A 20,059-nucleotide genomic window follows, 5' to 3' on the forward strand; every position below is an offset into this window, starting at 1 on the left:
CTGAGATTGCGACCTAAACCTCAATTTATTTTAATCGCTGAATATTCGCATCTGTAAATACTTGTTCAAGGTCATTTCTCCACGAAAAAAGAATGACCTGGTGGCGCTTGGAGATTGTCCTGAGAATCGCTGTCATTTTCTTCAGCCGGCTTTCGTCGAAATGAACAAACGCGTCATCCATTAAAAAGGGCAGAGGCTTCTGACCAGCCATCGTTTCACCCAGGGCGAGACGCAGGGATATGTATAACTGATCACGCGTCCCTTTAGATAATTCTCCCGGAGCGAACAGAACCCCATCCCGATCGAGCACTGTCATTGCACGGTCATGGTCATCAGCTGCAATGCTTTGATACCGACGATCCGTCAGTACTTGGAAATAACCCTCAGCCGCCGTCAAAACAGCCGGAAGATACGTGGATTGATACGACTGCTTCGTTTCCCTTAAAGCTTGGAGGGCCGCCTGATAACCGGCCCATTCCTTTGCCAGTTCTCTCAGCTTCTCCTTCTCGACCTGATACCGGTGGGCCAGAGCGGACCGTTCATCTGAATGCTCCATATGCTCGAGCCGGCTGCGGACGTCCGCGAGGTTCTGGCGGCCTTCGGACTGCCGGACTTCCAGGTGCTCCACATCCCGTTTAAGCTGGTCGATGTCTGTAAGCAGCCGGCTTTCCTCGGGCACCTGCTCCCATACACCGGCATCTTCCTGATCGGCTTCTGACAACATGCCTTCCATTTGAAGCTGATAGGAAGCGGCTTCCTCCTCCAGTTTCTTTACCGTTTCCGCTGCCTCTGCTTTCTGGTAGAAGGATGGCTCACTCTCAACCCCGCACTCTTCAAAAAGCTGGTCTCTTTCATCGAGATAACCCTGCAGCTGATACGTGATTTTTTTAAGACGGCGCTCTAATGCTCGCAGGGATTCCTTGTTTTCATGGACATCCCGTTCCAACTGCTCCTGCTGTTTAATCCATTCATTCAATTCGTTCCAGCTTGTATGGACCGTATGATCTAGTAATTCCCAATTCAAACATTTATAAAACGTTTTCAATTCCTCTGCAACCTTTTTCTCATCCCTTTCAAGCTCCTTGATCCGCTCTACATCCCGAATGTATGCCACCCTTTTTTCACGAAGCTGAACGACTTTATGAAACAAAGTTTCCCAGTGTTTTAGATCCAGGTTGGTTAGAAAAGGATAAAGACTTCTCTGTTCCGTCACCCGGGAATCCAGCCTTCGCCCACGCTGGGCAGCAAGACTTTCCTTTTCCTGAAGGCGGATGTCTTCATGATTCAACTGCTTCCACTGTTCATGAACGTGCTTCCATTCCGTCCTCCGCTCTTCATTTCTCCGGAGTATCCCGCGCGCTTTTTCAACTTCTGCCTCTCTGCTGTCAGGGACCTTTGGATGGACATGCCCGGGAAGCTGGTAAGCGTACATTCCCATCCCCAAAGATAAAATCAGCCCAAGAATCAGCCATAGAAAACTTCCTCCTGCCATAAAGGCTGCTGCCCCGCACGAGAAGACAGCAACGGCCCCGACAAACAGGGCCGCACGGTTCGGACGGCCTCCCCCGCTGTTCCTTGAGGTTCGACGGGCCGCAGCAGCCCCTGAAACCTCCTGAATCGTGGACTGAAGAGCGGCCGCTTCGTCTTCACTGATGATTTCCTGCTCCAATTCACCCTTCTTCGCTTCCACATGTTGAAATTCCCGCTCGAGATCCATACTTTGTTCATGAATATAGGAACGTTCCCGATCCAGAGTCTGCTCTTCATTTTTCAAATCCCTCCACGTTTCTTCTATATAAAAAGGAAACGTGTAATCATCAAGTTCTTCGACTGTCAGAGGAATATCGAGGGACTGGACTTCCTTTGAAAGCTCCTCCCGTCTGCGCTCGGTTTCCTTAAACAGTCGGTCCTTCTCATAAGCCAGCTTTTCCGAGACCGGCCGCTGTTGTAAAAGAACCTCTGCCTCTTCAAGGAATTGAGGCTGATAAGCTGCCGATAGAGCTTCCTGCTTTTCTTTTCCAGCTTCGACATCAGAGGCCACCAGCTTTCTTTCGGACTGGAGGGGGAGGATTTTTTCCTTGAGCTGCCTGTACCGTTCCTTTCCTCCTTCCGGAAAGACAATGGACTCCTGACGGCGGAGTTCCTCCACCGCTTGATGATACTTCAAGAGTACCGGTCTGGCCTTCAACAGCTGCTCCACCCGGTACAACGCATTGGTTTTCCGCTTCCAATCCTTTTCACAGGCTTCAATTTCATTCACCGCCTGCTGTTTTTCCTCAAGCAGCTGAAGGTAGGCCTGTTCTTCCTTCTCCAGCGCCCTCGTCTGTTTATAAAGATCCTCAACCACACGCAGCTGCTCATTGATGACGGGCTTTCTTCCCTGCGGTTTAAAACGCTCGTCGACTTTTCTTTCCAGCCATTTCTCTGTACGGCTGATCCGGTCCGATCCAGTAAGGCCGATGTCCAGCAGTGTTTCTCCAAGGCTTTCTGCAGACAGCGTCTCCAAATGACGGAGATCGTCCGCATTGAAGCTGAAAATAGCTTCAAAACTCTCCCGCTCCAGACCGTTCAGCTGTTCTCTCAACCATTCTTCCCCATACTCCCTGCCATGGGAGTTCCGGCAGAGGGCCTGTCCTTTATGACGGTCGTGGAACCGTTCGATAGTCACCATTTCCCCCTCTGCCGTCTCTATCGTCAATGTCCCTCCAAGACCACCGCCTTGTTTAGGCATATACGATTCCCTCTGCTTAGACGGGAGGCCGAAGAACATGTATAAAAAGAAATGATAAAGCGTGGATTTGCCTGCCTCATTCCTTCCTGTAACAATGTTTGGCTGATTCTCAGCAAAAGAAAGTGAAAAACCGGTCCACTTCCCAAAACCATGGATATGTAACTTATGAATGATCAAAGCCGTCATCCCCGCTTCCCATCAATTGATTTACAGCTTCTGTTTTTGCCTTTTCCAGCACTTCCGCCTGTTCTTCTTCGTCAAGAGCAGGAACAAACCGCGACATCTTTCTATGTCCGTACAGCGGAGCCAGCCACGTATCTACGGATTCATGATCAGCTTCATTTATTTTTTTCAGGAATTCACCAGTAAAATGAGGCCCGTGAAGGTCTTCTTCGTTCCAGCTTACGACCTCCGACAGCCGGACATCCTCAATCCAAACCCAGCCCTCTTGTGTAAGGTCTTCATTTTCGTTGACGATATCTTTCCATTCATCCATGACACCTGAAGACCACCAGCGCTTCCACTGGCTGCCACTGCCTTCAAGCGTTACAGACAGCATTACAGAAGCCCCGCTTTCTGTGATCTGACGCTTCGCATCTTCTAATACCCGCTCCAAATCATTCGGGTGTTCTAAAGAAGGAACAGGATAGGAGACACTTTCGTAAACAAAGCTGTGCAGAGGCTGGAACCTGGACTTCCACTCCCCCTCCTTTTCTTCTATCACGTAACATCCTTTCGAGCCCTGCTCCTTCTGGGATCTGCCTTGAATATTTCCGGGATAGATAATGAGCGGGTCTGAAGACAGAACCTCCCGTTTATGGATATGACCGAGAGCCCAGTAATCCATACCCTTGTTTTTTAATTCCTCCAATGTGAAAGGAGCATAAACATCATGATCGGTCTTCGTTTCCAGACTGCCGTGAAGCATGGCAATATGATACAGAGGATGGCCCGTCTTTTGAAACTCCCGGGCTTTATGGTCCTTCACCGCTCTTGTTTCATAGGAAAATCCATAAATATGCGCCAGCCGCTCTCCCTCCTTATAAAAAGGAAACGCCTGGACCTCTTCGCTCTGAAAAACGTGTACGTTCTCCGGAAAGGAGACCGCATGCTCCGCCCCTCCCGTAAAATCATGATTACCAAAGCTGACATAGACTTGAATGTCATGCTTCTGCAGCTTCTCAAACCCACGACGTACATGGACCTGGGCTTTCAGACTGCGCAGTTCCTCATGATAGACATCCCCGGCGATCAGGAGAAAATCCGCCTGTTCGTTTATGCACACTTGAATCAGACGATCGAAAGCTTCAAAGGTCCCTGCCCGCAGCCGTTCAAGCAGTTCCTCCGGCAAATGTCCCTTCGTCTTAAACAAGCTGTCCATATGCAGATCTGCGCTGTGAACAAATGTAATCCCATTCCCCATATCTTCCGCTCCTTCTTTCCACCTTTTCTTTATTTTAACAAAGCCTCACAGCGAATGCACGTTCGCTTTTGAGCGTGTGAATAAAAAAAGACCGCCCTGCCAAGGGCGGAATCATTCAGGAAGATTTCTCTTTTTTCGAAAGCTGCAGAGCTGCTTTCAGATCCTTTAAGGAGGAGGATTTTCCGTAAAGGAGAACGCCTCCTCTGTAAATTCTTGCTCCGATCCATCCGAGCAGCGCAATCGAACCGACCAGCACAGCTAAGGAGAGGGAAACCTCCCATATCGGCACATCCAGCATGCCGACTCTCAGGAACATAATCAACGGTGTGAAAAATGGGAAGTAAGAACTGATGGTAATAAAAGCCGAATCCGGAGAAGCAAGCCCGAACATCGCAATCATAAAAGCAGCCACGATGAGCATGACCATCGGAGCGGTCATCTGCTGGGCATCCTCCAGGCGGCTTACGAGAGATCCGAGCGTCGCTGCAAGAGTCGCAAACAGCAGGTATCCCAGCAGGAAAAATACAACGGCATAAATGATGGTCGAAGGTTGAATCTCGGTCAGCCCCAGTCCTCCTATAAACGAAGCACTTCCCGCCTCTACGCTGCGCTGGATGCTGAAGTACCCCACCGACAGGAAGATGGCAAACTGGGTCAACCCTACGAGTGCGATGCCGATAATTTTAGCGAACATCTGGGAAACCGGAGACACGCTGGAAATTAAGATTTCCATCACCCGGCTGGATTTCTCCGTCGCTACTTCCGTTGAAATCATCTGACCGTACATGATAACGGCAAAGTACATAAAGAACAGCATGATGTATACGATTCCGCGCGTCTGGTTAAGTTCTTCAGCCGATTTCGCCCGTTCCTCAAGGGCTTGCAGCTCAAACGACACCGGAGCTGATATCTGCTGCAGCGTTTCCGGAGCTACGCCTGCCTCTTCGGTCACCTGCTCAATCTTCACCTGCTGCAGCGCCTGCCGGACAGGCTCACTTGCTTCTATGTTCGCAATCTGGTTGGCATAATACGTTGCTTCCGGGAGCTCCCCGGTTCCTGACCGGATGTCTACCACAGCTTCGTATTTTCCATCTTCAACCTCCTGTTTCGCCTCCTCCAGTGTCCCTTCATAAACTTCCGCCACGGCTGCGTCACTGGAAGCGAGGCTCCTTTCGAAAGCCGCCGTCCACGTTTCACTTTCGGAAAGAACAGCGATTCGATTTTCATCTTCTTCCCCGCTGAACATCTCAATGAAAGTTTGAAGATTCGATACAGCGAAAATAAACACGAGCATAATGAGCGTCGTAATCACAAAGGATTTAGATTTCACCCTGTTTTTATATGTATGGCCCATCATAATGAAAAATTTATTCATACGAAGCCCCTGCCTTTTCAATAAAGATATCGTTCAGTGTTGGTTCTTCCAAGTCAAACGTACGGACAAACCCTCTTCCATGAAGCGATTCGAAAATATCCCCGGCTGCCTCTTCCCCAGTGATTTGAAGTTCACAGCCTTCAGCCAGCGGCTTATACTTGGTCACACCATTGAAAGACCGTAAATAGGATGTATCGAAATCTGCATGAATGCGGATATTCTTCTTTCCAAATGACCGCTTGATTTCCTTCAGCCTGCCATGTACGACCGGTGCTCCATGATGAAGGATGCAGAGGCTTTCGCACAGTTCTTCCACATGCTCCATACGGTGGGAGGAAAACACAATGGATGTCCCCGCTTCCTTCAATCCTACGACCGCATCCTTCAACATTTCTACATTGACAGGATCCAGCCCGGAAAACGGCTCATCCAGAATAAGCAGCTTCGGCTTATGAAGCACAGCCGATATGAATTGAATCTTCTGCTGATTCCCTTTCGACAGCTCTTCCACCTTTTTCTGTTTATACTCCGGTACTTTAAAACGTTCCAGCCAGTGATCGATTTCATTTACTGCATCCTTCTTAGACATCCCGCGGAGCTTAGCCAGGTACACAAGCTGCTCTTTCACCTTCAGTTTCGGATACAGTCCCCGTTCTTCAGGAAGATATCCAATCAAATGACTTTCTCCATAGCCAATAGGGCCCTGATTCCACGAAATAGCGCCCTCTGTCTGGTCCAACAGGCCGAGGATCATGCGGAACGTCGTCGTCTTTCCCGCTCCGTTCGCTCCAAGAAAGCCGAAAATCTGTTGTTCAGGTATTTCAATCGATAAATGGTCCACAGCTGTAAACGAGCCGAACTTCTTTGTTACATTCTCCAACCGCAAGGTCATTTCCGTAACCTCCCCTTTCCTTTTATCTTACGGATCTGTCTACTCAGAAGTTTCAATTTATTTACAAATTGGCTCTGTTATTGCTTGGTGTTGTTATTTAGCATGTGAGCTCAGATCACCCCTTTCTGTCATGGGATTTGGATGAGGCGGCCTTGGGAATGACTCCCTTTCCGCGGGGTACCGCGAGCCCCGCGGAAAGCGGACGGTTTTCCCTGCCATCCCATGCCCTGAGTAAACAACGGACCGGACCCCTGATTCCAGACGGAGGCGATTTAGTAATCGTTTAAAATATCAACCACAGACTTTAACAGAGCTTACAAATTAAAAATGCAGAAACTTGAAGCTTCTTGCAGGAATTCCGCCTTCAAATGACAAATGTAATAAAATGAACAACTATTCATTTGAGGGGGACATCCATGAAACGCTACTACTTAACCGTATTCGAAAAAGACGGAACGAATGTACTTGATGAGAACTTTGAAGCTGAACATGATGAGGAAGCGAAAAAAATAGGGACGGCCAAACTGACGGAGCATGGGTACAGTGAGTTTACCCACCGCTGTGTATCTCCTGATGGACGGCTGGTTCTTTTCCACCGCTGAAAAGAGCCGCGCTTATCAAGCGCGGCTCTTCATTCATTTTCCATGAAATTTCGGAGTTCTTTTTTCCATGAAGGCCTGCACACCTTCCCTATGATCCTCTGTGTGTCTCAACTTCCACTGTGTTTCCCTTTCTTCTGTAAGGTAGGCTTGAAGCTTCTGCAGCCCATATTTATGATAAATATCCTTCGTCGCAATCATGGATCGGAGCGGCCTCCGGCTCCAATATTCAGCAAGGTTCCGTGCTTCCTGCTGAACCGGCCCTTCAACAACCTGGTCAATCAGCTTGTATTCATAAGCCTCGGAAGCGGACATCTGCTCCCCCTTCCAGGTAAAGTGTTTGGCCTGATGGGTGCCCAGCCTTTCCTGAAGCCAGAAGTGACCTCCCCCGTCCGGCGCGAGTCCGATGCCGATAAAATTCATCGACAACCGGCTCCCTGCTTCTGCCATCACATAATCCGCTGATAAGGCAATACTCAGTCCAAGTCCCACGACAGGCCCATGAACAGCCGCAATCACAACTTTCGGCATTGTATAAAAGGACTTCACGATATATTCAATATCGTCCATCACCTGGTCGTATATGTCACGGTCAGCCGCTGCCTGCATCATAGCAAGGTCCCCACCGGCACAAAAGCCGTCCCCGTTTCCCGATAATACGACAACCTGTGCCTCTGAATGCTGCACCTGATCGAGAACGTAGGCAAATTCAGCCAGCTGTTCCGTTCCGAGCGCATTGTATTTTTCTCCACGGTCCAACGTAATGTGCACAACATTATCCTGTTCTTCAACTTTAACGTGGCCCATATTTCTCCCCCTGGATTCAATAATGTCTTCTATTCGTTACATTTCGCCGGGGCGCCTGTCTTCTCCTGCAAAGGTCGACAATATTCCATCAGATTGTCAGAAAAGCCCGGCGGGGAAAGGACATGCACGGCATAAAAAAAGCCTGCAGAAAAACACAAGGTTTCTCTGCAGGCGGAGATCACCGCGAAACGGTGGTCTGTTGTATTACTGCTGCGGCTCTTCCGGGTTACCGTAAAGCTCTTCCAGCGGTTTTGTAATAATGCGGCTGATATCATTGATGACCGTGTTCAGGCGCTGTTCTTCTTCCATCAGCTTGGAAATCTGTGGGTGCTGCTGTACAAGTTCTACCACTTTACGAGCCTGCTCCACTTCTTCTTCAGAGATTTCCTCTCCCTGCATCTGCTTTTGTTGAAGCGTCATCTGTGTCTGACGGAAATCATCAAACATTGTTTTCGCTGCTTCATCATTCATAACCGCTTCATAAGCTTCTTTCAAGCTCGTGAATTCTTCACTGTTGCGGATTGCTTTTTCCAAATCATAAGCGTAATCGTATAGGTTTGCCATAAAATAAGCCCTCCTGTAATTTCGTACTTCTAACATTCCTACCCCACTATAACAGACTCACTGAAGTCTGTATAGGAATAGGGGTTCATCCGATCACCATGACGAGAACTGCCTGCAGCAGCCCAATCAAACCACCGAGGAGAGCCCCTAGATACGTGATCATCTTGAATTCCCTTCTGGAGATGCCCAGAACCATTTCTTCCAGACGATCCACCTGGAAAGCCTCCACTTCCTCCTGGACGACTTCCGCCAGCCTAACAGACTGTATCATTCCTTCCACCTTATCAGAAATAACGTCGACGGCTTTGTTAATCAGGACAGGCACCCATTGTTTGGTCACCTTATCCTGAATAGGTGCGGTCCAGTCTGCAACCGATCGCCCCAGCCATTGATCGAAGGGAAGAGCTTCTGCCGTCGTCCGGCCGATCATGCGGCCGATTTCATCAGATCCGATTCGTTCCTCCACCGATTCGAGCGGCATATCAAGCCATTTGTCTTTCTCTGCGTGAAGCATCGTCTTCAACCATTCACTCATTTCCTTATCAGACACATACTTCAGCAGAATTGGATAGAGACGTTCAGTCAGCCCGTCCGGTCCAAGGAAAGAGGAAATCATACTGCCTAAAAACCCTTGGTTGTCCATGTAATGATCAATCAGGGCGGAAACTTTCTCTCTTCCTTCTGTACTCCGGAAGTAATTCTCGATACTTTTTTGGATGTGCTCTGCTGCCTGGTCCACGCCGTTATCCACTTTCGTCGTCCATTCCGGCGTCAGCAGTTCCCTGATTTCCTGTTGTCTGTACTCATGCATAAGCTTGTGATACCGTTGTTCGATCCAAACAGCCGTCTTTGTTCTCATTTCCTCCGAAGAAACATCCATTTGGAAATCCTGCAGGAGCGATTGGACGGTTTTATCCTGCTTCAGCCATCTTTCCGCCTCTCCTTCAGCCCAGGAGGTCATCTGTGAAACAAAAGCAGGTTCTGTCAGTTTCCGACGGATCCCCTCAGGTGTGAGCAGGTGATTAACGACCATCTTCCCGAGCTGCCGGGCTAATTCATTTTGTCGTTTAGGAATAAGTCCCGGCGTGAATGGTACCCGGAATTTCCCTATATATATGGCACGGTAAGGACGGAAAAGCATCTTAATCGCAAGCGAGTTCGTCACTCCACCGATCAAGGCCCCGATCCCCATCATTAAAAGAATTAGAACTATTGGGTGCATCGTACAACCTCTTTCTATCGTAGTGTACCAAGTATAATGGAAAAACGTGGCGTATGCCAAACGAGAGAAATGAAAAAATATCTGTTCTCATGATTCCTCTTCAAACGGGTCACCCTATGAAGGAAGGAGGTGATTGTCATGAAGGACGAAAAGAGGAAGGCAGCAGAAGGAAAAGATCAGTTCGAACTGGATATTGATCGGATGATTAACGAAGGAATGGCCGGCGGGACTGTGGCACCGGTTTACGGAAGGGAACAAATCGGAGAGGCCCATGAAATTCCCACTCAGCACAACCGGAAACAGGATCCTGGAGAAAAATAAAAAAGCTGTCTCTGATGGACCTTCATCCAACAGAGACAGCTTTTTTCAGCGGCTTTTTACAATCATCTGCACAGCTTCATTGATCAAATCTTCAGCAGATTCTCCTTCATCGTGTGCAACGCGGATACATTCCTCAAGGTTTTTGGCTACAATATAACCAATAGCCCGGTCCATCGCTGAACGTGCCGCTGACAGCTGGGTGATGACATCTTTACAGTCTTTTTCCTCATCCATCATTTTAAGGACACCCCGCACCTGGCCTTCGACGCGTTTTAACCGGTTTTTCGTTTCCTGTCCGTATATACTTTGTTCCTTTACGTGTTCCACAGCGTTCCCCCCTCTCCTTCTGACGTATCATGTATAGAGATCAATGGACTTTGCGGATTTCTACATTGTATAACTATAATAGTAAATATCCTAGTAAAAAGGAAGAGATTCATGTCTGTCATTCATCAACTCCAGCACATCTACCCCTCCCTGAGGGTGATCACCGAAACAGAAGCCGGCGATACAGACCAGTGGGACTACTTCCTGTCGCCGGAAGAAGAAATCATAGCCATTCCTAAAACAGAAAGGAACAAGCAGGAATTGGAACTGTTATCCATCTTCCTCAGCCCTTTTGAAGGACATTCCGTTACCTGCACGGAAAGGGAAGCAGCCTGGAAGGACCTTGTCCGGACAGGCGAGCTGAAACCAGGGGTCTCCTGGCCGCTGTCCTACCGTTTCATCCTATTTACGTTTGATGACTCTTCGACAGAAAAAAGCACGATAAAAGAAGCGCTTCAGTCTCTATTCCCTGAACGCATGCCTCTCCTCTGGCAGTCGGACAGGTCTGGTTACATTGTCGAGGAGATCTTTTCAGACGATCAGGATGTCCTTACATTCGAAGGCATTCCGGATGTCCTCATGAGTGACTTTTATACAAACATTCAGTTCTTCACCAGTCATTTCAGTTCCCATTTACAAGAAGCCGGGGCCATTTTGGAATGGGCGTTGAAGGGAGCGGATCTGGCAGATCGATATCACCTGCCCGGTGTGGTCTCCTACAAGGATATTATTCCCTATTTCTACGTCGACGATCTTCCCGACACCGATTGGCACCAGATTGAGCAGTCGATCTTCCAGGAGGTGCTGGAAGACAAGGACCTGCTCCAGACCATCAAGGTTTTCCTTGAATCCGGATCCAATACGTCCCTGGCAGCGAAAAGGCTTTATATGCACCGGAACAGCCTGCAGTACCGTGTCGATAAGTTCATTGAAAAAACGGATCTGGATATAAAAAATTTCAAAGGGGCGGTCATCACCTACCTCGCCCTTTTACATCTACAGCTGTAAATTCGACAAAGTGCACAAACTCACACCTGTGAGCTTTGTGCACTTTGTCCATTTACCGTTTTCAGAAACTTCGGTACACTGAAACCAGTTAAGAAAGCGATTACAAAAACAGGGGGATTTTCCAATGGCAGAACTGAAACTGAACAATATTGATAAAGTGTATGATAAAGATGTGAAAGCTGTTGATGATTTCAACCTGCACATCAATGATAAGGAATTCATTGTTTTTGTAGGCCCGTCCGGCTGTGGGAAGTCTACCACGCTTCGTATGATTGCAGGGCTTGAAGAAATCACCGGTGGAGACTTTATGATTGATGACAAACGGATGAACGATGTAGCACCTAAAGACCGGGATATCGCCATGGTTTTCCAGAACTATGCCTTGTATCCGCACATGAACGTCTATGACAACATGGCTTTTGGTTTGAAGCTGCGTAAAATGGACAAGTCGGAAATTGAACGCCGCGTAAAAAATGCCGCTCAAATTCTTGGATTGGAAGCTTTACTAGACCGTAAACCGAAAGCGCTGTCAGGCGGACAGAGACAGCGTGTCGCTTTAGGCCGTGCCATTGTCCGTGATGCTAAAGTATTCTTAATGGATGAGCCTTTATCCAACCTGGATGCCAAGCTCCGTGTACAGATGCGTGCGGAAATCCAAAAGCTTCACCAGCGTCTCCAGACAACGACCATTTACGTTACCCACGACCAGACCGAAGCAATGACCATGGCTACTCGTCTTGTGGTCATGAAGGATGGAATTATCCAGCAGGTCGGCGCGCCGAAAGAGGTCTATGACAAACCAGCAAACGTTTTTGTCGGTGGATTCATCGGTTCCCCGGCTATGAACTTCCTGCACGGTACGCTCGCCGACGGTCATATTGAACTGGGAGATATTAAGATCGCTGTACCGGAAGGAAAGATGAAGCCTCTGAGAGACCAGAGCTACATCGGCAAAGAAATCATTTTAGGGGTACGTCCTGAAGATATGCATGATGAGCCGCTCTTTATTGATGCCAACCAGGATAAGAAAATCACCGCCGATATTGAAGTAGCTGAGCTGATGGGCTCCGAATCCTATCTGTATTCCAAATTGAATGACCAGGAATTCATCGCACGTGTCGATTCCCGTTCCGACATCAACGGTGGAGATCAGATTACCCTGGCTATCGATATGAACAAAGTCCACTTTTTTGATAAAGAAACGGAAGAACGCATCCACTGATTTTAAAAGCAGCCCCGGGGCTGCTTTTTTTATTCAATAACCCCTGCAGTTGAAAAGCGCTGCATGCTTTGGCGGCCATCCTATAAAAAGCCCGTTCGAGGACTAAACGAAGCCATCATCGTACGAGCCTTCCACCAGGACAGAGACTTGGGCCTGCCTCTGATTATGTGGTCTGAATATCCTGCAGACCACAGCTTCCACAAACAAAAAGATGAACACATTCATTCTGAACGGAGGAATCCACGTCTCCATCAACAAGGTCCGTACAGGTAAGATCCAGATAAGGGCTGTATTCATCGAAAAAATCCGTCACCCTGCCCTGATCCTTCATCACCCCTTCACACCGCGGACAGGAGCGTTCGGTTTCTCCCCATCCGTTACATAGACCACATTCATGCATAATGTCCACTTCTCTCAAAAAAATAAAGAGGAAGGGCGCACCCTTCCTCCTTCGTCACACGTATTTATTTTTGGTATCCACCGAACTGCTGTTCAGCCATTTGTACAAGACGCTTAGTGATTTCTCCACCTACAGAACCGTTAGCACGTGCTGTAGAATCCGGACCAAGCTGTACGCCAAACTCTTGAGCGATTTCGTATTTCATTTGGTCTAGAGCTTGTTGTACGCCAGGTACAACCAACTCGTTTGAACTGTTGTTGTTAGCCATGTGTCTCACCTCCTGTCCTGTGTAATCGTAGTATGGGTCGGAGGTTTTGTTTTTATGTCAAAAAAGATAGTGGTAATTAATGGAGAAAAACATGAGACACATGGCTGCTCCTATATTACTTAGCGTTTGGCTTTGTCATCGCTTTTGGATCCACATATTCCTCGAACTGCTCTTCGGTCAAAATGTTAAGCTCCACAGCTGTTTCTTTCAAGGTCTGGTCTTTCTCAAACGCTGTTTTCGCTATTTTCGCTGCATTCTCATACCCGATATGAGGATTCAACGCCGTCACAAGCATCAGGGAGTCGCGCAGATATTTTTCAATCTGCTCATGGTTCGGCTCAAGGCCGTTTACACAGCGCTCCTCAAAGGAAACCATGCTGTCAGCAAGAAGCTGGGCGGACTGCAGGAAATTGTGGGCAATTACCGGTTTGAATACATTCAGTTCAAAATTCCCTTGACTGGCAGCGAAACCGATTGTCGCGTCATTTCCCATCACCTGCGCCGCAACCATCGTAACAGCCTCACTTTGTGTCGGATTCACTTTTCCAGGCATGATGGAACTTCCCGGTTCATTCGCCGGGATTGTAATTTCTCCAATACCGCACCTCGGACCGCTTGCAAGCCAGCGGACATCATTGGCGATCTTCATCAGATCCGCAGCCATTGCCTTTAAAGCCCCGTGCGTATGTACTAGCTCATCGTGCGATGTGAGTGCATGGAATTTGTTCGGCGCAGAAATAAACCCTTTTCCGGTCAATTCATTGATTTCAGCAACCACTTGATCAGAGAAATCTTCATGAGCGTTCAACCCTGTTCCAACCGCTGTACCGCCGATGGCGAGTTCTTTCACGTACTCACTGCTCTCAATCACCATTTTTTCCGTCTTTTCAAGCATGCGGTGCCACCCGCTGATTTCCTGGCCGAGCGTCAGAGGTGTCGCATCCTGAAGGTGGGTGCGTCCAATTTTTACAATATGATTAAACGCTTCCATTTTTTCTTGAAGGGTGTGCTTCAATTGAGTCAGTGCAGGAAGGACGACATCCTCCACTTTACGGACAGCAGCGATATGCATCGCAGTCGGATACGTATCATTCGAGCTCTGTGATTTGTTCACATCGTCATTTGGATGGAGACGTGTTTCACTGCCTTTTTCAGTGAGCCACTGATTCCCCACATAAGCGATCACTTCGTTCACATTCATATTGGACTGCGTCCCGCTCCCGGTCTGCCAGACGACTAAAGGAAAATGTTCATCCAGCTCACCAGCGATGATTTGATCTGCGGCGTACGCTACAGCCTCTGCTTTCTCCTCCTCCAACAGTCCAAGGGCCGCATTGGCTTTCGCAGCACTCTTCTTCAAAATAGCAAAGCCTTCAATGACTTCCTTCGGCATTTTCTCATCACCGATCGGGAAATTCTCTTTACTTCTCTGCGTCTGTGCGCCCCAGTATTTTTCACTCGGAACGTGAATCTCACCTATCGTATCTTTTTCCACGCGGTAATCCATAAAAAATCCTCCCTTTTCAGTTCTTTCTATGCTTTTTCATTGTATCAAGAATCTTTTGAACAATCACCTGAATGACGGGTGTTTTTGACAATTTTCCACGTTTCTATTTCTGATTATTTACATTTTTCAGATAATGGATTATACTAAATTCATCAAGCACAGGTTACGCAGACCTCGCTTGACTTCTCAAGTGGGTATAAAGTGGTGAAAAGAGCCTTGGAACGGCTCTTTTTTTTGCTTGCAAACAGGAAGTAAAGCGTCATCAAACACGTGGGACCCGGAAAAGCCGACATTCCCCGCAATGCGAAAAACATGAGGAAACGTTCTTTAAAAGCTGTATGATCACTAACCGCTCCAAGAAGGGGCGAAAACAGCGCAACGATTAAAACAGAGGCTGACTGGGAATATCCCCAGTAACTCGCAGCAAGCGATGATTGTACTCCTTTCGCAGCCACGTCATAATAGAATACAGAAAGTACAGCGCCGTAATCATGGTCGTAAACGCTGAGTTTCCAAAATCGTACAAGACCAGCTGCACTTTTTCGTCACAGCCATCCTCCCCGCTCTCTTTAGTTCTAAGAATAGCAGAAGAACATAGATGAAAGCCTTCATGAGGAAAAATTTGCAAAAGTTGAGGTGACCCGCATGAAAATAGCAGTAATCGGAGGAACAGGGCGTGTGAGTGCCCGTTTCATCCGGCACGCGTTAGACAGGGGCCATGAAGTAAAAGCATTGGTCAGAAACATTCAAAAAGCAGAAGAGATGATCGAAGGGGCCGAACTGGTCCAGGGAGATGCAAGGAACCCGAAAGATATCAAGGAGGCACTGACCGGATGCGGAGTGGTATTCTCCGGACTGAGCACGGACAAGACCGACACGCTGACAGAAGCGGTTCCGCTCATTACAGAGGAAATGAACCGTCAAGGCTTGAAGAGGCTGGTGAGTATCGGGACTGCGGGAATTCTGGACAGCCGTTTTGAAGACGGGAAATACAGGTTTGAAAGTTCCGAATCCAAGCGGAGAAAAACGTTCGCTGCAGAAGAACACGCCGGTGTATACAAGCACCTGCAGAACACCGATCTCGATTGGACGATTGTCTGCCCCACTTATCTGCCTGATGGAGATGTTCAGGGCGGCGTCCGCTTTGAGCTGGATATGCTTCCGGAGGATGGTAAAAAAGTGACGACCGGCGATACGGCCGTCTTCGCCTATCAAACTCTTTTGAACGATCAGTTTTCCCAAAAACGTGTCGGCATCTGTTATTAAAAAAGCCTTTCCCCTCAAGGGAAAGGCTTTCGATCATTCAGCTTCACCAACCGGCTCGTAACCGAAGAATTCTTCGAGTGTCACCTGTTGTTCATGAACCTCAGCCGCAGCTTCCTTCCCAACATAACGAAGGTGCCACGGTTCATATTTATACCCGGTGATGTTGTTATCCCCCTCCGGGTAACGGATAATAAATCCATATTCATAAGCATGATCCGCCAACCATTCACCTTCCGGCGTATCACCAAAGGCCTGGGTCAATTTAAACGCCATTTCCGCCGATGTCACGTCCATCGCCAGACCGGTCTGATGTTCACTCGTTCCCGGGCTCGCAGAAAACGTATCGGTTTCTTCCTTGCCATACACTTCTACATTCCGTTCATAAATCGCTTCCTGACGCTCGTAGGAACGATACCCTGAAGCGGCCACAAGATCCATTCCTTCCTGGTCCGACCTTTCAAAAAGCTCCTCAAGTGCATCGGCCGCTTCCTGCCTCAGCTGCTTTTTCGGATGGTCTTCCTCGAAAGAGAACGGCACATCCGGGACGGTTAAGTCCGGAGGGGTATAGCCTTCCGGAAGCTTTCGCTGCTTATTGACGACCACTTCCACACTTTCTGGATTCCCAACTTCAATCATTCCATTGGATAAAACGATATCTTCATTTTGGGAAGTCGACGCTTCTCCTGAAGCGGGGGTACTCTCTTTTTCATCCTCCTGGGCTGCAGATGAGGCAGGAGCTTCCTCTGCCTGCTTTTCATCCGAATCGGTAAGGCTGTTGGAGCACCCGGTTAATGCGGCCCCGATCAAGGCCATGGTAAGTAATTTTTTCACTGTAATTCCCTTCCTACTTTCAAGATGCTGTAACAACTATAACATTGTCAGGAAGAAGTTGTATATCCACATCTCTACCTAAACTACAGGATGTTCAGGCCCATATAAAAAAGCCGCTGTCACTTCAGCGGCTGTGCTTTATTCCCATGTAAAAGGCTGGTACTGCAGACTTAGTCGATCGAATGCTTCACGATCGCCGCTGTCGATAGCGTGATTGATTTCTCTATCTAAACGATCCTTATTGAACTGATAGCTGAGATGATCCAAAAGCAGACGCGAGGCTAGTTGTATTCCAAAAGACAGTTCTCTCTTTGCCGTAATCTCTTTCCCTTTATAACCGGGGTTCCGACGAATAACATAATTGATCTTTTGCTTTCTCATGAGATTACCCCCTTCATGCTTTTTTTCATTATGCAGGATTTGCTAGCAGAACGCAACAAGTTTTCTGAATATTTAGTTATATCATTCCCGGATTTCTAGCATTATAAACCTGCTGAACCGCTTGTTTACTAGGGGGACAGCATACTCAACCGCCTGATATTTTTTTGAAATTTCCAAGCTGGAATTATTTCGTTCAGTAAAAAAGCCTGAGTTAACCAGTTAGAGTTGTCCGCATGTCGTGTTGAGAGGGCACGTTCCGCTTATCGGCGGATGCCTGCCGCGGGCACGGCCTCAGCTGACTTGGTCAAGAAAACGCGGTACGAAAGAAAAAAGCTTGTAAAGAAACAGGGGTTTCTCTACAAGCTGAAAGGACGCAGTTCAACGACTGCGTCCTTCTTCCTTCCTTATTCTACAAACTTCCCTGCAATTTCAAGCGTACGGTTCACCTGGTGGCGGACAGCCGATTCCACGTCTTCTTTCATGTTGCCTTCTCCGTCCACGCTCACACTCGTTCCGTATGGGTTTCCTCCCGCTCCGAACACCGCATCGTTGGTATATCCAGGGGTGGCGATGATCGATCCCCAGTGGAACATGGTTGTATAAAAGTTCAGCAGCGTAGATTCCTGACCGCCGTGAGGGTTTTGCGCAGAAGTCATTGCACTGATGACTTTGTTGACAAGCTTCCCTTGGAACCATAAACCACCGGCCTGGTCCATGAACTGTTTGATCTGAGCCGGAACGTTACCAAAGCGGGTCGGCATACTGAAGAGGACGGCATCTGCCCAGTCAAGATCATCCACTGTGGCTTCAGGCACCACATCTTTTGTTGCTGTATAGTGCTCTTTCCACGCCGGATTCTGTTCGATCGCTTCCATCGGAGCCAGTTCAGGAACACGGACAAGCTTCACGTCCGCATCTGTTTTCTCCGCTTCCTCTTCCGCCCACTTGGCCATCTTGTAGTTCGTTCCTGTAGAACTGTAATAAATAATCGCAAGTTTCACATCAGCCATTATAAATCTCTCCTTTTAAAATGAATATCGAGTCTAAGGATTTACATGGTTGATATTCCCTGCCCTCATTTATTTAAAACTAAAGAATCTTTAAACCAAGATAACCTTCCTTTCCATCCAGGATTTGACCTGAGGCAACCTACATGGATAAGGGAAGCATTTTTTCTCTGGACTCACCAACAGCCGTTTTGGTAAGCTAAAACATGCTGTAAAAACAGAGGATGGAGGTGACAGGCGGATGAGTGAATATGAAAATTTAAAAAGAGGTGAGCGCGGGGCCTGGGTCAGTATCGTTGCCTACCTTGTCCTTGCCTCTGTGAAACTGCTGATCGCCTATACCGGCCAGTCGGAAGCGTTACGGGCGGACGGCTTGAATAATACGACCGATGTGGTAGCCTCCATCGCTGTACTCGTCGGACTTAAAATATCACGCAAGCCTCCTGATGAGGATCATCATTACGGCCATTTCCGTGCAGAGACGATTGCTTCCTTAATCGCGGCCTTCATCATGATGACTGTCGGAATCGAAGTCATTATAGGAACCGTGCAGGACCTCATTAATCAGGAAACGAGCCAGCCGTCGCTCCTGACCGCCTGGACCGCTCTAGGCGCAGCCGGAATCATGTTCGGTGTATACCGCTATAATTTAAACCTCTCTCAAAAAGTGAACAGTCCTTCGCTTTATGCTGCCGCACAGGATAACCGTTCAGATGCCCTCGTAAGTATCGGGGCTTGTGTAGGGATTTTCGGCGCCCAGTTCGGCCTCTTCTGGCTTGATCCTCTGGCAGGTTTCATCGTCGGTCTCATCATATGTAAAACGGCCTGGGACATTTTCAAGGAAGCTACCCACAGTTTGACCGACGGCTATGAAGAAGGGCAGTTGGAGCATATCCGCTCCACGATATCCAACCACCCGGAGGTCTGGGCCGTTAAAGATGTGAAGGCGAGACTTCAGGGCAGTCAAACGCTTGTTGAAGCGACCATCCACGTGGACCCACACATCACCATCCAGCAAGGACATGACATCACCGATGAAGTGGAGGCTCTGTTAAAAAAACAGAACGACATCAGATACGCACACATTCATATAGAGCCCTACGAAGAATAAAGGCTCCTGCCTGTCATCTCCAGGCAGGAGCTTCTTTATGCTTTTAACGCTTCTGAAAGGGTATGAAGATCTTTCCATCCATACGCGGTTTCCTCATAGGTCCCCTGACCAATGGTCACTTTTTCCGCTTCCACGGGGTCCGCTCCATACTTTATGTAAAACCGGCTGGACGGATTCCGTGTTAACACCCAGACGAGCAGCGATTGATAGCCGGCCTCCGCCATGCCCCGCACAAAAGTCTGCAGAAGTATCCTCCCATAGCCTTTGCCCTGATACTCATCCAGAAGGTAGATGGCGTAGATTTCGCCGTCATAGCCATAGCTTTTCGTCCGTTCCTTCCCCCCCGATACAAAACCGACCACCTGTCCCTCATCATTTTCGATGACGAAGGCTATTTGACCATTCAAAGGCTTGCGGAGAATGGTTTCCCATAAAGTGATCCTGTGCTCGAGAGTCGTATTACTAATATCTCTTTCATCAATCAGATCTTTATATGTGGATTTCCAGCTTTTCACATGAATATCCGCAATAGTCGCGGCATCTTCAAAACGTGCTTCTCTGACCTGAGGCATATCGTTCACCTTCTTCTTATTTATTTTCTTTATTGTAACAAAAAGATGATGCCCCGTACTGCATCATCTTTTTGTTTACAATTATCGACAGGAAAAACTGGAGATTCTGCGTGTGTCAAACCCCGAATAGACCCATCGCTGCTGACCAGGGCGCCAGCGGTAACCTGCTACAGATGTTCTTCCAATGTAGGTTGGATAGAACCAGAACGACCTTCCATTCACAAG

22 protein-coding genes are annotated in these 20,059 nt (G+C 48.1%); 6 read left to right on the forward strand and 16 right to left on the reverse strand.

Going from position 1 to position 20,059, the window contains the following annotated elements:
* Window positions 1-25: 25 nt before the first annotated feature.
* The 4 genes from GLV97_RS12460 to GLV97_RS12475 all read right to left on the reverse strand — a co-directional run bounded on the left by GLV97_RS12460 (window position 26) and on the right by GLV97_RS12475 (window position 6,421).
* Window positions 26-2,917 carry an AAA family ATPase gene (locus tag GLV97_RS12460; RefSeq protein ID WP_160889774.1) on the reverse strand — a complete coding sequence of 964 codons (2,892 nt, stop codon included), beginning with the start codon at window positions 2,915-2,917 and terminating at the stop codon, window positions 26-28.
* Window positions 2,895-4,154 carry a metallophosphoesterase family protein gene (locus tag GLV97_RS12465; RefSeq protein ID WP_160889775.1) on the reverse strand — a complete coding sequence of 420 codons (1,260 nt, stop codon included), beginning with the start codon at window positions 4,152-4,154 and terminating at the stop codon, window positions 2,895-2,897. Before GLV97_RS12465 ends, GLV97_RS12460 begins: the two co-directional genes overlap by 23 nt.
* Before the next feature lie 115 nt (window positions 4,155-4,269).
* Window positions 4,270-5,529: an ABC transporter permease gene (locus tag GLV97_RS12470; protein ID WP_160889776.1), complete on the reverse strand. Its 1,260-nt coding sequence runs from the start codon at window positions 5,527-5,529 to the stop codon at window positions 4,270-4,272.
* On the reverse strand, window positions 5,522-6,421 hold the full coding sequence (locus tag GLV97_RS12475) for an ABC transporter ATP-binding protein (protein WP_160834839.1): 900 nt from the start codon (window positions 6,419-6,421) through the stop codon (window positions 5,522-5,524). The genes GLV97_RS12470 and GLV97_RS12475 overlap by 8 nt, the downstream gene beginning before the upstream one ends.
* A gap of 416 nt (window positions 6,422-6,837) precedes the next feature.
* Here GLV97_RS12475 and GLV97_RS12480 point away from each other — a divergent pair, with 416 nt between their 5' ends.
* Window positions 6,838-7,023 carry a YhzD family protein gene (locus GLV97_RS12480; protein WP_027956550.1) on the forward strand — a complete coding sequence of 62 codons (186 nt, stop codon included), beginning with the start codon at window positions 6,838-6,840 and terminating at the stop codon, window positions 7,021-7,023.
* 33 nt (window positions 7,024-7,056) lie between these two features.
* Here the strand turns inward: GLV97_RS12480 and GLV97_RS12485 are convergent, their stop codons facing one another.
* From GLV97_RS12485 to GLV97_RS12495, 3 genes are all read right to left on the reverse strand, one after another.
* A complete protein-coding gene (locus GLV97_RS12485; protein WP_160889777.1) occupies window positions 7,057-7,827 on the reverse strand; it encodes an enoyl-CoA hydratase in 771 nt (256 codons plus the stop codon).
* A 204-nt stretch (window positions 7,828-8,031) separates the two neighbouring features.
* Window positions 8,032-8,391 carry a YlbF family regulator gene (locus GLV97_RS12490; protein ID WP_160834837.1) on the reverse strand — a complete coding sequence of 120 codons (360 nt, stop codon included), beginning with the start codon at window positions 8,389-8,391 and terminating at the stop codon, window positions 8,032-8,034.
* 85 nt (window positions 8,392-8,476) lie between these two features.
* Window positions 8,477-9,613, reverse strand: coding sequence for a DUF445 domain-containing protein (locus GLV97_RS12495; RefSeq protein ID WP_160834836.1), 1,137 nt, complete (start codon window positions 9,611-9,613; stop codon window positions 8,477-8,479).
* Between the two features lie 138 nt (window positions 9,614-9,751).
* On the opposite strand from GLV97_RS12495, the gene GLV97_RS12500 reads away from it, so the two are divergent.
* A complete protein-coding gene (locus GLV97_RS12500) occupies window positions 9,752-9,934 on the forward strand; it encodes a hypothetical protein (RefSeq protein ID WP_160834835.1) in 183 nt (60 codons plus the stop codon).
* 45 nt (window positions 9,935-9,979) lie between these two features.
* On the opposite strand, the gene GLV97_RS12505 is transcribed toward GLV97_RS12500, so the two are convergent.
* Entirely contained in the window at window positions 9,980-10,261 is a 282-nt protein-coding gene (locus GLV97_RS12505) for a metal-sensitive transcriptional regulator (protein ID WP_160834834.1), read from the reverse strand.
* A 111-nt stretch (window positions 10,262-10,372) separates the two neighbouring features.
* Between GLV97_RS12505 and GLV97_RS12510 the strand changes: the two genes are divergently transcribed.
* Window positions 10,373-11,269 (forward strand): PucR family transcriptional regulator, encoded by an 897-nt coding sequence (locus GLV97_RS12510; RefSeq protein ID WP_160889778.1) that lies wholly within the window; start codon window positions 10,373-10,375, stop codon window positions 11,267-11,269.
* A gap of 124 nt (window positions 11,270-11,393) precedes the next feature.
* A complete protein-coding gene (locus GLV97_RS12515) occupies window positions 11,394-12,491 on the forward strand; it encodes an ABC transporter ATP-binding protein (RefSeq protein ID WP_160834832.1) in 1,098 nt (365 codons plus the stop codon).
* A 163-nt stretch (window positions 12,492-12,654) separates the two neighbouring features.
* Here GLV97_RS12515 and GLV97_RS12520 read toward each other — a convergent pair whose 3' ends face one another.
* The 4 genes from GLV97_RS12520 to GLV97_RS12535 all read right to left on the reverse strand — a co-directional run bounded on the left by GLV97_RS12520 (window position 12,655) and on the right by GLV97_RS12535 (window position 15,121).
* Window positions 12,655-12,891: a hypothetical protein gene (locus GLV97_RS12520; RefSeq protein WP_160889779.1), complete on the reverse strand. Its 237-nt coding sequence runs from the start codon at window positions 12,889-12,891 to the stop codon at window positions 12,655-12,657.
* A 64-nt stretch (window positions 12,892-12,955) separates the two neighbouring features.
* Window positions 12,956-13,159, reverse strand: coding sequence for an alpha/beta-type small acid-soluble spore protein (locus GLV97_RS12525; protein ID WP_027956559.1), 204 nt, complete (start codon window positions 13,157-13,159; stop codon window positions 12,956-12,958).
* Window positions 13,160-13,274: 115 nt separating this feature from the next.
* Window positions 13,275-14,666 carry a class II fumarate hydratase gene (gene fumC / locus GLV97_RS12530; protein ID WP_160889780.1) on the reverse strand — a complete coding sequence of 464 codons (1,392 nt, stop codon included), beginning with the start codon at window positions 14,664-14,666 and terminating at the stop codon, window positions 13,275-13,277.
* Window positions 14,667-14,818: 152 nt separating this feature from the next.
* Complete coding sequence (locus GLV97_RS12535) at window positions 14,819-15,121, reverse strand: MFS transporter (RefSeq protein ID WP_337194102.1); 303 nt, start codon at window positions 15,119-15,121, stop codon at window positions 14,819-14,821.
* A gap of 190 nt (window positions 15,122-15,311) precedes the next feature.
* On the opposite strand from GLV97_RS12535, the gene GLV97_RS12540 reads away from it, so the two are divergent.
* A complete protein-coding gene (locus GLV97_RS12540) occupies window positions 15,312-15,932 on the forward strand; it encodes an NAD(P)-dependent oxidoreductase (RefSeq protein ID WP_160841667.1) in 621 nt (206 codons plus the stop codon).
* Window positions 15,933-15,965: 33 nt separating this feature from the next.
* Here the strand turns inward: GLV97_RS12540 and GLV97_RS12545 are convergent, their stop codons facing one another.
* The 3 genes from GLV97_RS12545 to wrbA form a co-directional block, all read right to left on the reverse strand.
* Window positions 15,966-16,763, reverse strand: coding sequence for a M15 family metallopeptidase (locus tag GLV97_RS12545; protein WP_337194103.1), 798 nt, complete (start codon window positions 16,761-16,763; stop codon window positions 15,966-15,968).
* Between the two features lie 138 nt (window positions 16,764-16,901).
* Window positions 16,902-17,144: an IDEAL domain-containing protein gene (locus GLV97_RS12550; RefSeq protein WP_160834828.1), complete on the reverse strand. Its 243-nt coding sequence runs from the start codon at window positions 17,142-17,144 to the stop codon at window positions 16,902-16,904.
* Window positions 17,145-17,548: 404 nt separating this feature from the next.
* Window positions 17,549-18,154, reverse strand: coding sequence for an NAD(P)H:quinone oxidoreductase type IV (gene wrbA, locus GLV97_RS12555; RefSeq protein WP_160834827.1), 606 nt, complete (start codon window positions 18,152-18,154; stop codon window positions 17,549-17,551).
* A 238-nt stretch (window positions 18,155-18,392) separates the two neighbouring features.
* Between wrbA and GLV97_RS12560 the strand changes: the two genes are divergently transcribed.
* On the forward strand, window positions 18,393-19,262 hold the full coding sequence (locus GLV97_RS12560; RefSeq protein ID WP_160834826.1) for a cation diffusion facilitator family transporter: 870 nt from the start codon (window positions 18,393-18,395) through the stop codon (window positions 19,260-19,262).
* Window positions 19,263-19,297: 35 nt separating this feature from the next.
* Here the strand turns inward: GLV97_RS12560 and GLV97_RS12565 are convergent, their stop codons facing one another.
* Window positions 19,298-19,834: a GNAT family N-acetyltransferase gene (locus GLV97_RS12565; RefSeq protein WP_160834825.1), complete on the reverse strand. Its 537-nt coding sequence runs from the start codon at window positions 19,832-19,834 to the stop codon at window positions 19,298-19,300.
* Window positions 19,835-20,059: the final 225 nt, after the last annotated feature.

Origin of the sequence: Halobacillus litoralis, from assembly GCF_009856355.1 — a bacterium.
GTDB lineage: Bacteria > Bacillota > Bacilli > Bacillales > Halobacillaceae > Halobacillus > Halobacillus litoralis_B.

What these genes read in the sequence shown, in the direction of transcription:
- GLV97_RS12470 (WP_160889776.1), bottom strand. Translation starts at nt 5,529, where the DNA reads ATGAATAAATTTTTCATTATGATGGGCCATACATATAAAAACAGGGTG.
- GLV97_RS12510 (WP_160889778.1), top strand. Translation starts at nt 10,373, where the DNA reads ATGTCTGTCATTCATCAACTCCAGCACATCTACCCCTCCCTGAGGGTG.
- GLV97_RS12520 (WP_160889779.1), bottom strand. Translation starts at nt 12,891, where the DNA reads ATGCATGAATGTGGTCTATGTAACGGATGGGGAGAAACCGAACGCTCC.
- GLV97_RS12550 (WP_160834828.1), bottom strand. Translation starts at nt 17,144, where the DNA reads ATGAGAAAGCAAAAGATCAATTATGTTATTCGTCGGAACCCCGGTTAT.
- GLV97_RS12560 (WP_160834826.1), top strand. Translation starts at nt 18,393, where the DNA reads ATGAGTGAATATGAAAATTTAAAAAGAGGTGAGCGCGGGGCCTGGGTC.
- GLV97_RS12500 (WP_160834835.1), top strand. Translation starts at nt 9,752, where the DNA reads ATGAAGGACGAAAAGAGGAAGGCAGCAGAAGGAAAAGATCAGTTCGAA.
- GLV97_RS12540 (WP_160841667.1), top strand. Translation starts at nt 15,312, where the DNA reads ATGAAAATAGCAGTAATCGGAGGAACAGGGCGTGTGAGTGCCCGTTTC.
- GLV97_RS12490 (WP_160834837.1), bottom strand. Translation starts at nt 8,391, where the DNA reads ATGGCAAACCTATACGATTACGCTTATGATTTGGAAAAAGCAATCCGC.
- fumC (WP_160889780.1), bottom strand. Translation starts at nt 14,666, where the DNA reads ATGGATTACCGCGTGGAAAAAGATACGATAGGTGAGATTCACGTTCCG.
- GLV97_RS12525 (WP_027956559.1), bottom strand. Translation starts at nt 13,159, where the DNA reads ATGGCTAACAACAACAGTTCAAACGAGTTGGTTGTACCTGGCGTACAA.
- GLV97_RS12565 (WP_160834825.1), bottom strand. Translation starts at nt 19,834, where the DNA reads ATGCCTCAGGTCAGAGAAGCACGTTTTGAAGATGCCGCGACTATTGCG.
- GLV97_RS12475 (WP_160834839.1), bottom strand. Translation starts at nt 6,421, where the DNA reads ATGACCTTGCGGTTGGAGAATGTAACAAAGAAGTTCGGCTCGTTTACA.
- GLV97_RS12460 (WP_160889774.1), bottom strand. Translation starts at nt 2,917, where the DNA reads ATGACGGCTTTGATCATTCATAAGTTACATATCCATGGTTTTGGGAAG.
- GLV97_RS12465 (WP_160889775.1), bottom strand. Translation starts at nt 4,154, where the DNA reads ATGGGGAATGGGATTACATTTGTTCACAGCGCAGATCTGCATATGGAC.
- GLV97_RS12485 (WP_160889777.1), bottom strand. Translation starts at nt 7,827, where the DNA reads ATGGGCCACGTTAAAGTTGAAGAACAGGATAATGTTGTGCACATTACG.
- wrbA (WP_160834827.1), bottom strand. Translation starts at nt 18,154, where the DNA reads ATGGCTGATGTGAAACTTGCGATTATTTATTACAGTTCTACAGGAACG.
- GLV97_RS12495 (WP_160834836.1), bottom strand. Translation starts at nt 9,613, where the DNA reads ATGCACCCAATAGTTCTAATTCTTTTAATGATGGGGATCGGGGCCTTG.
- GLV97_RS12515 (WP_160834832.1), top strand. Translation starts at nt 11,394, where the DNA reads ATGGCAGAACTGAAACTGAACAATATTGATAAAGTGTATGATAAAGAT.
- GLV97_RS12480 (WP_027956550.1), top strand. Translation starts at nt 6,838, where the DNA reads ATGAAACGCTACTACTTAACCGTATTCGAAAAAGACGGAACGAATGTA.